This is a genomic window from Fulvivirga sp. (assembly GCF_040220315.1).
Lineage (GTDB): Bacteria > Bacteroidota > Bacteroidia > Cytophagales > Cyclobacteriaceae > Fulvivirga.
Genome location: NZ_JAVJUY010000151.1, coordinates 1 through 10,638, shown reverse-complemented (window position 1 = coordinate 10,638; position 10,638 = coordinate 1). Strand labels below are relative to the sequence as shown.

The following is a 10,638-nucleotide window of genomic DNA, read 5'->3' as shown; positions in this document are numbered from 1 at the left end:
AAATCGATTACCCAATTACATCCATAAGTACCGACTATTTTTCAAATGTTGATCTGGATGATTACAACGTCCTGATTGTTCCAAATGGGTATTACAGCTTGTTTGATGATAATTTAGTTAAAAGTGTTGGGGAATGGGTATATGATGGTGGAAGGCTGATTCTGATTGGCAATGCGATCTCATCATTTAAAGATAAATCGGGGTTTTCCATCAAGGAATACCTGGATAGTGATGACAAGAAAAAGAAAAAGGAACCTACTGAAGAGGAGCTGCTGAGAACTTATACAGAGTTGGAACGTGATAATTTAAGCAGTTCAATATTTGGTGCCATATTTAAAATTGAGTTGGATAATACACACCCACTGGCTTATGGTTATGACAAATATTACTATTCATTAAAAACATCATCTACACGATGGAGCTATTTGGAGAACGGATCAAACGTAGGGGTAATAAATGAAGAGAGTAAACCTGTGAGTGGTTTTGCAGGCTCAAAGGCTATTTCAAAGCTTGATAATAGCCTGGTGTTTGGAGTTCAATCAAAGGGCAGTGGTGAAGTAGTTTATTTGGTAGATAACCCTTTATTCCGAGGATTTTGGGAGAATGGCAAATTGCTATTTTCCAATGCTGTGTTTATGGTGGGGAATTAATTAAAAAGCCCCGAATTCGGGGCTTTTCTTATTGTAATTCTATCTGTTCTCCAAATTTATTCAGGAACTGAAATTCCGTGACGGCTATAGAAGAATCTTGTACTAATTTGATCCACTTAAAGTACTTCATAAACCATTTCAGCCTTCTTGAAAGGGTACCGTTAGTAAAATAGGCGTAAATGAATGGATGTACCACTATAGTTATGTTACGTTCATTCTGCTGAAGCATTAAATGATCAATATGTTGTTCGATCTGGTCTGAAACCAGGATAGATGCACTAATTTTTCCAGTACCATTACAAGTAGGGCAAACCTCTTTAGTTGTAATATTCATTTCTGGCCTCACACGCTGGCGAGTGATTTGCATCAAACCAAATTTTGATAGCGGTAGCACGGTGAATTTAGAGCGGTCAGAAGACATCTCTTCTTTCATCACTTTTTGAATCATGCGTTTATTTTCAGCACGCTTCATATCAATGAAATCCACTACAATAATACCGCCCATATCGCGCAGCCTAAGCTGTCGTGCAATTTCCTTGGCAGCTTCAATGTTTACAGAAACAGCAGTAGCCTCCTGATCATCTTCTCGGTTTGATTTATTGCCACTGTTTACATCAATCACATGAAGTGCTTCTGTATGTTCAATAATCAAATAACCGCCACCTTTAAGACTAACAGATTGGCCAAAAGCTGATTTAATTTGCTTTTCAATTCCAAAAACCTCGAAAATCTTGGCCTTATTGTTAAAATGCTTGACAATCTTTTCCTTATCCGGAGCAATTTTATGAATGTAGCTTTTTACTTCATCATAGATTTCCTTGTCATCTATATGAATATTATCAAAAGACTCATTCAGCACATCCCTTAGAATAGAAGATGCTCTGCTCATTTCGCCAATGACTTTGTCTCTTGGCTTCGCAAATTTTAACTTCTTAGTTCCTTCTTGCCAGAGTTCGACAAGATTGCGTAGATCTGTATCTAATTCTTTTACTTCCTTACCCTCAGCAACGGTACGTATGATTACACCGAAATTATCGGGTTTAATAGAAGATACCAATCGCAATAAGCGTTTACGCTCATCGCTACTAGTAATTTTTTTGGACACATTTACTGTATTAGAAAATGGTACCAATACCAGGTATCTGCCCGGTATAGACAACTCACAGGATAGTCGGGGCCCTTTTGTTGAAATTGGTTCTTTTACAACCTGTACAAGCACTTGTTGATTTTTGGAAAGCACATCTGTGATTTTCCCATGCTTATCAATATCAGGTCTTATCTGAAACTTATCCAGTTTACCGTTAATGTTGTTCTTTTTCAGAGAAGCTTTTTTTGTAAAGTCTCTTAAAGAATTAAACTTGGGACCAAGGTCCAGGTAATGTAAAAAAGCGTCTTTTTCATAGCCAATGTCTATAAAAGCGGCATTTAAGCCTTGAACAACTTTTTTAACAGTACCAAGATATATGTCACCAACGGTGAACTGTGTTCCATCTTCGTCATGATGAAACTCAACTAAACTCTTATCTTTTAATAGGGCTATTCGACATCCATTCTGAGTTGAATTAATTATTAATTCGTTACTCAAAACTTTATATTTTAGTTTAAAAAAATAGGACGCGAAATAAGTGCCCTTGTGTATTACAAGGGACTCAGATTATTTCTTCTTGTGTCTGTTTTTTCTAAGTCTCTTCTTTCTCTTGTGAGTAGCGATCTTATGTCTTTTTCTTTTTTTACCGCAAGGCATATTTTTTTGATTTTTGTCCGCTAGCTAGCGGACGGTTCAACAATTTTTTATATTTATTTTAAGTCTTCCAGATAACTATCTACCGTGGCCTGCACTGATGGATCTTTATCTAAGGATTTAACCAAATTAAACTGCTCTTTAGCTTTTTCCTTATTGCCTACTTCTAAATAACTTACTCCTAAAAAGAATTGAGCTTGTGTATTATTAGGATATTGAGCTACCAGTCCAGAAAAGCGTTCTACCGCTTTATCATATTGGCCAGACTGCATAGAAAGAATTCCTAAATTAAACATTGCTTCTTCATTCTTAGGATCGGTTTCTAATATTTCCCTTAACATCATTATCCCCTGCATGGGATTAGATGTACTCAGATACGTCATCGCTAATTTATTTTTTGTACTTAAATCGCTCGCATCTTGTGTGAGTACTTTATTAAAGTATTCTTGTGCTTTGGAACCAAGCATTTCTTGCTTGTTTTTATCCATTGCAAAACCGTATGCTTCATAATAAGTGTTCCCGGTTTTTAACCAGTTAGCCCTATTAGGTTGTTTTTCGGCAATAATTTCAAAGAACTTTGCTGCACTATCGTATTTGTTAGCCGCAAGGTACAGCTCGGCTAAAGAGTCTGCAAAGGTAATACTTTTTTCAATATTTTTAGCAACTGCTAAATTTTCCTTTAAGCGGGTTATTTTTTCTTCGGTTTCTGGTTCTAATGAGTCATTGTGCATCGTATCCTCAAAAGAAGATGACGTTGATGGCTCCTCTTCTTTTTGCTCAACTTCTTCCTTTGAGTTATCAACAACAACCCTCGGGAGACTAAAAAGCAGAACCACAAGCACTGCCGCACCTACAAGCAAAATAATTCTTGTTCTAAGCATATCTTTAAATTAAAGATTGCAAAGATCAAGTATCACGATGTCATTTAAAAATTGCGCGAATTAAGAATTAATTTCTTTTACTTTTGGGCTCGATTTTATTTTATCAATAAATACTTTAGAAGGCTTAAAACTTGGCACATAATGCTCATCAATTACTATAGCCGTGTTTTTTGAAATGTTACGCGCTATCTTCTTTTTACGCTTTTTGTTGACAAAACTTCCAAAACCCCGAACGTATATGTTGCTGCCGTCAGCCATAGAAGATTTCACTATATTAAAGAAAGCTTCTACTGTAACGGAAACATCTTCTTTGGGTATTCCCGTTTTATCTGCTATTTCCGATATTACATCTGCTTTTGTCACTGGTTTTATATGTTTAGGTGGACGTAGGTTTAAAGCAATTACACGTAACTGCTTGTTAATGAGCAAATTTACTGTGTATCTACTCAATTAAAAATCAAAAAATCAAAAAAACTCACATCGTACTAATCGGATAGGATTTGACGCAGAATATGACTAACAAAGGTTCTTTTTCTAAAAAACTAATTAGGTGGTATGAGCAAAATAAACGCGACCTGCCGTGGCGTAATGTCTCCGATCCATACAAAATATGGCTTTCTGAGATCATATTACAACAAACCAGGGTGAATCAAGGGATGCCCTACTACTTTAAATTTATAGCGCTTTTCCCCACAGTGAGTGATCTTGCCCTAGCTGATGAAAGTAAGGTTTTACGTGCTTGGCAGGGGCTGGGTTATTACTCTAGGGCCAGAAACTTACATCGTTGCGCAAAAATGATAGTGCAAAATTATGACGGAATGTTTCCAAAAACCTACACCGAGTTGGTGAAGTTACCGGGTATAGGTCCATATACAGCAGCAGCCATTGCGTCATTTGCTTTTGGTGAAACAGCAGCCGTTGTTGATGGTAATGTTTTCAGGGCTTTATCCAGAATTTTTGGGATAGATGATGACATTAATTCGGGTAAAGGGCAAAAGACGTTTCGAGCCCTGGCTAACGAATTAATACCTACCAATAAACCAGCAGAATTTAATCAAGGCCTCATGGAATTTGGTTCTATGCAGTGTACACCAACCAATCCCAATTGTGAAGAATGTGTGTTTCATAGTGAATGTTTCGCTTATATAAATGATTTGCAGGCAAACCTTCCTGTCAAAATAAAAAAGACAAAAATCAAAAAGCGATACTTTAACTATCTCGTTTTTAAGAAGGGGGAATCACTTTTTATGAAAGAAAGAAGTGGAAAAGATATTTGGAAAGGCATGTATGATTTTCCGTTGGTTGAATCTGAGAAAATCTTAACGAAAAATAAACTCTTGTTGGAAGATGATATTAAGGAGTTGGACATCAGCAGTTATGCCGTAACAGATAGCCATGAGTATAAGCATATACTCAGTCATCAGCACCTTTACACGAGGTTTTTTATGATTGAAATTAATGATTCTGCTTTCCCTGAAATGGAAGGTAGGTTTTTTACCTATGAGGAAATTCTTGATCTTCCCAAACCAGTACTCATCTCCAGTTATTTGAAGGATTATATTTTTTGACTAGTTTTAAATACAGTTTATATAACTTTGCATTAGGATTAAATAAGTTGAAATTATGTCAGGAGTAAATAAAGTAATCATTGTTGGTAGGTTAGGGAAAGATCCTGAAGTGAGACATTTAGAAAATGGAGCTAGTGTAGCTAACTTTCCTGTAGCTACCTCAGAAACATACAAAGATAGAAATACCGGAGAGCGCAAAGAACAAACCGAGTGGCACAATGTAGTGCTATGGAGAGGTCTGGCCGATGTGGCTGAAAAATACCTGAACAAAGGAGATATGGTTTACATTGAAGGTAAACTGAGAACTCGTTCGTGGGAAAAAGACGGTATTACAAGATACACTACTGAAATAGTAGGCGATAATATGACCATGCTAAGCCCTAAAGGCTCCAATGAGGGTGGCCAATCAGCGGGTGGAGGCATGAGCAGTAGCGCACCACAGCAGGAACAAAATGTAGCCTCTACACCGGCAGGTGATATTGCTTTGGAGGATGAATCGGATGATTTACCCTTCTAATGTTGGACTAAACCAAAAGTATTGGAAACAACGATAGACGAACCTCCCAGTCAGCTTTTACTAGAAGTACTTTTTTCAGGGCAATCCATGTTTTTTTTGGTAAGTGGAGTATCACTTATTGTGCTGCTTTTCTTATCAGCATTAATTAGTGGATCTGAGGTGGCCTTCTTTTCATTAACTGCAAAAGATATTGCTGAATGTAAACAAAGAAACCGGCCTGCAGATCAGAAACTTGTAGCACTTATACATAACCCCAAGTTGCTATTAGCTACCATTCTCATTATGAATAATTTTGTGAATGTAGCTATTGTGACACTATCAACTTTCTTAACGTGGGAGATAACGGGCTCAAAAACTACGGAAGGTACAGTGATTGCTGTACTAACTGCAGTAGTAACAATGACGATTCTATTCTTTGGTGAAGTATTACCTAAAGTTTATGCCACACCTAACAATTTAAGCTTCGCGAGACTTACCTCACCTTTGCTAAACATTTGTGAAAGCATTTTCAGGCCACTTTCTTTTGTGTTGATGACTCTGAGCAATATCATCGAAAACCGATTTGAAAAAAAGGGGTACGATATTTCAGTGGAAGAATTACATCATGCCCTTGAGCTTACCACAACCAATGAGGAAACTACAGAGGAAGAAAAAGACATTCTTAGAGGCATAGTTAATTTTGGTACTCTTACGGTAAAGCAGGTGATGAAATCAAGAATGGACATTACTGCTTTTGATACCGAAATGGACTTTCATGATCTGATGGATAAAGTGAATAAATCAGGTTTTTCAAGGGTTCCTGTTTTTACGGAGACAATCGACAAAATTGATGGTATTCTTTATATCAAAGACTTATTGCCTTATATAGATAATGATGAAACCTTTGCATGGAAAGAGTTATTAAGGCCAGGATTTTTCGTGCCGGAGACCAAGAAGATAGATGTATTGTTGAGGGATTTTCAGGAGAAACGCGTGCACATGGCCATAGTAGTAGATGAGTATGGCGGCACCTCGGGCTTAATCACATTAGAAGATATTATTGAAGAAATAGTTGGGGAAATTAATGACGAGTTTGATGATGACGACATTCCCTACGATCAGATTGATGAGAATACCTATATTTTTGAAGGCAAAACCACTTTGAACGATTTTTGCAAAATCACAGAGCAACCGCCAGCCCGATTTGAGGAAATAAAAGGAGAAAGTGAATCGTTAGGTGGATTAATATTGGAGATTAATACAAAGTTGCCATCTGCAGGTGAATCAGTAACCTATGAAAATATAGATTTTACGGTTGTGGCAGTGGATTCAAAAAAAATTAAGAAAGTTAAAGTTCATATCAATAACGCAGATGAGACACCAGAACCTGAGGATTGACATACTGTTATTTCTAATCGTTTTATTGGTATCAGCTTGTGGCCGCGATTATCTGCCGAAACCGAAGGGATACAATCGCTTTGATATGCCTGCCCACGAATATGTGAGTCTGCCAGATTCTTTACCCTACGATTTTGAGTACTCAAAACATGCTAAGTTATTGAGGGATACATCATGGATATCTGATAAATATTGGGTGGAAATTTATTATCCAAAATACCGAGCTAATGTTCATCTCACATACAAGACGGTGAAGAACCAGGATTCATTGAAAGAGTATTTAGATGATGCATACTTTCTTACCGCAAAACATCAAATAAAAGCCTATGCAATTGATGAAAGTATCACAAAAACGCCATCAGGCAAAACTGTGATTTATGCTGAGTTGGAAGGCGAAGTGCCTAGCCAGTTTCAATTTTTTACTACTGACTCATCAAAACACTTTTTAAGAGGAGCACTTTACTTCGATACCAAAGTGCAAAACGACTCACTGAGGCCAGCGATCGAATTTGTAAAAATTGATGTGGTTCATATGATGAATACGCTCGAGTGGCGAGAATAGCAAATATTTTCAGAATTCATTATTTTTAGAGTCATATTTTACATTTCTAATATGCATCTACCAGATATTATTGAAAAAAATTTTGAAGAATTACAGGCTATCTGCAAGAGGCATCATGTAAAAAAAATTGAATTGTTTGGTTCAGTAATGTCAAACAATTTTAATTCAAAAAGCGACATTGATTTTTTAGTGGATTTTGAGGAGATGGATCCAGGTACATACTTTGATAATTACTTCGAATTAGTTGATTCACTTGAAAAGTTATTTGGCAGGCACGTTGATATCCTCTCAGAGAAGTCTCTAACTAACCCCTACTTCATAAAAAATATATCAAAGAGCCGAACGCCAATTTATGTCTGAAGAAATAAAAAAGTATTTATTTGATATATTAACTTCTATTCAATCTATTGAAGATTTCTTTCAGGGTAATTATGATTTTACCAACTATCTAAAAAATAAGATGCTCAGAAGAGCTGTAGAACGTGAATTTGAGATTATTGGTGAAGCAATGAATAGAATTGATAAAAAAGACTCATCTCAGTTTTTTTCAAGCAAGAAACAAATAATTGGCATGAGAAATAGAGTGATTCATGGTTATGATGGAATAGACAATGAGATTATTTGGGGCGCAATTATTAAACATCTGCCTATTTTAAAATTAGAGGTAAAAAAGTATTTAGGTGAATAAATGCCGAACTACTTCGATACCAAAATAGAATTTCTCAAGGGCGTTGGTCCGCAAAAAGCAGCACTTCTTAATAAAGAGTTGAACATCTTCACGTATGGAGATTTAATTCAATACTACCCCTTTCGTCATGAGGATCGCACCAAGTTTTATGACATAAAAGAAGTAAATGGTAGTATGCCGTATATCCAGGTGAAGGGGAAGGTAAGGCATTACGAGCTAAAAGGGCCGCCACGGAAACAGCGCTTAATTGTTTATATCAATGATGGTACTGGCGAATTAGAATTGGTTTGGTTCAAAGGTGCACAATGGATGTTGAAAAAAATTCAGCCGGGTGTAGAGTATGTAGTTTTTGGTAAGCCCACTGTTTTTGGATCAAAATTAAATGTTGCCCATCCTGAGATTGAAGTAGCCACAATGGCCAATACTAGTGGCGGCTATTTGCAACCGGTATATTCCTCAACTGATCTATTGAGAAGAAAGTATCTCGACAGCAAAGCCATATCCAAACTCATTAAAACATTGTTAGGTGAAGCTATTCAAAAGGTAAGAGAGACATTACCCAATGAGCTATTAGATCAATATGCACTAATAGCTAAGCCTCAGGCCATTGCTAACATTCATTTTCCTGAAAATATTAACCTCCTTCAAAAGGCTCAATTCAGACTTAAGTTTGAAGAGTTATTTTATGTACAAGTTAGGCTGCTCAAACTAAAACTTACCCGCATTGATAAATTCCGCGGCATTTCATTCGATAATGCCGGTCTGCTTAACAAATTCTATAACAATCATCTGCCTTTTGATTTAACCAATGCACAAAAGCGTGTAATTAAAGAAATATATAAAGACATGCGCTCAGGCAAGCAGATGAATAGGCTTTTACAGGGCGATGTAGGCAGTGGTAAAACCATAGTTGCATTCATATGCTTACTGATAGCCATAGGCAGTGATACGCAAGGAGCCATTATGGCACCTACAGAAATTCTGGCGACACAACACTATACAGGGCTTAAAGAGTTTTCTGAAAAAATGGGGTTGCGCATTGCATTGCTCACGGGCTCCACTAAGAAGAGCAAACGTAAAATCATTCATGAATACTTAAAGTCAGGCGAGCTGCATATTCTGGTTGGTACGCACGCTTTGCTGGAAGAAGTGGTTCAATTTAAAAAGTTGGGGTTAGCTATTGTCGATGAGCAGCACAGATTCGGTGTAGCTCAGAGGTCTAAATTATGGCAAAAAAATTCAGATGTTTATCCGCATGTTTTGGTAATGACCGCTACACCAATTCCCAGAACTTTGGCCATGACACTCTATGGCGATTTAGATATTTCTGTAATTGATGAGTTGCCAGCCGGTAGAAAACCTATTAAAACCGTTCATCGCTACGACTCAAACCGACTAAAAGTAAACAGCTTCTTAAAAGAGCAAATTGATATTGGCAGACAAGTTTATGTGGTTTATCCGCTTATTGAGGAATCCGAAAAATTGGATTTAAAAGATTTGATGGATGGCTATGAGAGCATCGCTCGTGCTTTTCCTGAAACACCATTAAGCATTGTTCATGGCAAAATGAAGCCCGATGCGAAAGAGTGGGAAATGCAACGCTTCGTTAAAGGTGAAACCAAAATCATGGTAGCGACTACCGTTATTGAAGTAGGAGTAAATGTGCCAAATGCTTCAGTGATGGTCATAGAAAATGCAGAACGATTCGGGCTGGCACAATTGCATCAGTTAAGGGGTAGAGTGGGTAGAGGAGCAGATCAATCCTATTGTATTTTAATCTCGGGTTATAAATTATCAAAAGAGGCCAAAACCAGAATTGAAACCATGGTGCGTACTAATAATGGTTTTGAAATTGCTGATACGGATTTACAGCTCCGCGGCCCTGGAGATTTGATGGGTACCCAGCAAAGTGGCATATTAGATTTACTTATTGCTGATTTAGGCAAAGACGGACAGATTCTACAGGCAGCAAGACAGGCAGCACAAGCAGTTTTGAATGAAGATCCTGATTTAACGGATTCTAAAAACGCTGTTATCAAAATGCAGATTGCTTCTATGAAAAAGACCGCTGTTAATTGGAGTAGGATTAGTTAGGGTTTTAAAAACGAAATAAAGCTTTAATCAATATCTTTGTCAACTTACTGAAAACCAACAATTAGAATGAGACAACATATAGTAGCCGGAAATTGGAAGATGAACAATTCCCTCAATGAAGGATTGAAACTTACTACTGAAATAATGAACATGGTAGCGGACGAAGTGCGCGGAAACGCAAAAGTAATTTTGGCCCCGCCATTTGTTCACTTAACTCAAGTAAAGAGTTTAATAAAAGGCTCTAAAAACGTTCATTTGAGTGCGCAAAATTGCAACCATAACCCTTCAGGTGCATTTACCGGAGAGGTGTCTGCTTCTATGTTAAATTCTGTAGGTGTTGAATATGTGATCATTGGTCATAGTGAGCGAAGGGAATATTTTAATGAAACCAATGCTCAACTAGCTGCTAAAGTTAATTTGGCTTTGGAAAATAATCTTTCCCCAATTTTCTGCTGTGGCGAATCATTAGAAATCAGGGAGTCTGGCAACTTTATTGATTTTATCTGCAATCAGATTAAAGAGAGTCTTTTTCATTTATCAGTAGAGCAATTCCAAAAGTT

The 10,638-nt window shown here is 37.1% G+C and carries 11 protein-coding genes and 1 pseudogene; 9 read left to right on the top strand and 3 right to left on the bottom strand.

What is annotated here, in order from left to right; genetic code table 11:
• A pseudogene (locus RLO81_RS07245) lies at positions 1-650 on the top strand (zinc carboxypeptidase); the annotation flags it as partial.
• A gap of 28 nt (positions 651-678) precedes the next feature.
• Here the strand turns inward: RLO81_RS07245 and RLO81_RS07240 are convergent.
• The 3 genes from RLO81_RS07240 to RLO81_RS07230 all read right to left on the bottom strand — a co-directional run bounded on the left by RLO81_RS07240 (position 679) and on the right by RLO81_RS07230 (position 3,635).
• Positions 679-2,235 carry an Rne/Rng family ribonuclease gene (locus RLO81_RS07240; protein WP_350109343.1) on the bottom strand — a complete coding sequence of 519 codons (1,557 nt, stop codon included), beginning with the start codon at positions 2,233-2,235 and terminating at the stop codon, positions 679-681.
• A gap of 212 nt (positions 2,236-2,447) precedes the next feature.
• Positions 2,448-3,272: a tetratricopeptide repeat protein gene (locus RLO81_RS07235; protein WP_350109340.1), complete on the bottom strand. Its 825-nt coding sequence runs from the start codon at positions 3,270-3,272 to the stop codon at positions 2,448-2,450.
• Positions 3,273-3,332: 60 nt separating this feature from the next.
• Positions 3,333-3,635 (bottom strand): HU family DNA-binding protein, encoded by a 303-nt coding sequence (locus tag RLO81_RS07230; protein WP_350109337.1) that lies wholly within the window; start codon positions 3,633-3,635, stop codon positions 3,333-3,335.
• A gap of 149 nt (positions 3,636-3,784) precedes the next feature.
• Between RLO81_RS07230 and mutY the strand changes: the two genes are divergently transcribed.
• The 8 genes from mutY to RLO81_RS07190 form a co-directional block, all read left to right on the top strand.
• Positions 3,785-4,840 (top strand): A/G-specific adenine glycosylase, encoded by a 1,056-nt coding sequence (mutY, locus tag RLO81_RS07225; RefSeq protein ID WP_350109334.1) that lies wholly within the window; start codon positions 3,785-3,787, stop codon positions 4,838-4,840.
• Between the two features lie 55 nt (positions 4,841-4,895).
• Complete coding sequence (locus RLO81_RS07220; protein WP_350109331.1) at positions 4,896-5,357, top strand: single-stranded DNA-binding protein; 462 nt, start codon at positions 4,896-4,898, stop codon at positions 5,355-5,357.
• An 87-nt stretch (positions 5,358-5,444) separates the two neighbouring features.
• Positions 5,445-6,734, top strand: coding sequence for a gliding motility-associated protein GldE (gldE, locus tag RLO81_RS07215; protein WP_350109346.1), 1,290 nt, complete (start codon positions 5,445-5,447; stop codon positions 6,732-6,734).
• A complete protein-coding gene (gene gldD / locus RLO81_RS07210; protein WP_350109329.1) occupies positions 6,709-7,296 on the top strand; it encodes a gliding motility lipoprotein GldD in 588 nt (195 codons plus the stop codon). Before gldE ends, gldD begins: the two co-directional genes overlap by 26 nt.
• 51 nt (positions 7,297-7,347) lie before the next feature.
• A complete protein-coding gene (locus RLO81_RS07205; protein ID WP_350109327.1) occupies positions 7,348-7,656 on the top strand; it encodes a nucleotidyltransferase family protein in 309 nt (102 codons plus the stop codon).
• Positions 7,649-7,984, top strand: coding sequence for a HepT-like ribonuclease domain-containing protein (locus tag RLO81_RS07200; protein WP_350109325.1), 336 nt, complete (start codon positions 7,649-7,651; stop codon positions 7,982-7,984). Before RLO81_RS07205 ends, RLO81_RS07200 begins: the two co-directional genes overlap by 8 nt.
• Complete coding sequence (gene recG / locus RLO81_RS07195; RefSeq protein ID WP_350109323.1) at positions 7,985-10,078, top strand: ATP-dependent DNA helicase RecG; 2,094 nt, start codon at positions 7,985-7,987, stop codon at positions 10,076-10,078.
• Positions 10,079-10,144: 66 nt separating this feature from the next.
• Positions 10,145-10,638, top strand: a 494-nt coding sequence (locus RLO81_RS07190; protein WP_350109320.1) for a triose-phosphate isomerase family protein, incomplete at its 3' end; no start/stop codon positions are given.

Bases quoted from the DNA above. Each gene is read 5' to 3' on its own strand.
- RLO81_RS07200 (WP_350109325.1), top strand. From the start codon at position 7,649: ATGTCTGAAGAAATAAAAAAGTATTTATTTGATATATTAACTTCTATT.
- RLO81_RS07220 (WP_350109331.1), top strand. From the start codon at position 4,896: ATGTCAGGAGTAAATAAAGTAATCATTGTTGGTAGGTTAGGGAAAGAT.
- mutY (WP_350109334.1), top strand. From the start codon at position 3,785: ATGACTAACAAAGGTTCTTTTTCTAAAAAACTAATTAGGTGGTATGAG.
- gldD (WP_350109329.1), top strand. From the start codon at position 6,709: ATGAGACACCAGAACCTGAGGATTGACATACTGTTATTTCTAATCGTT.
- recG (WP_350109323.1), top strand. From the start codon at position 7,985: ATGCCGAACTACTTCGATACCAAAATAGAATTTCTCAAGGGCGTTGGT.
- RLO81_RS07205 (WP_350109327.1), top strand. From the start codon at position 7,348: ATGCATCTACCAGATATTATTGAAAAAAATTTTGAAGAATTACAGGCT.
- gldE (WP_350109346.1), top strand. From the start codon at position 5,445: ATGTTTTTTTTGGTAAGTGGAGTATCACTTATTGTGCTGCTTTTCTTA.
- RLO81_RS07235 (WP_350109340.1), bottom strand. From the start codon at position 3,272: ATGCTTAGAACAAGAATTATTTTGCTTGTAGGTGCGGCAGTGCTTGTG.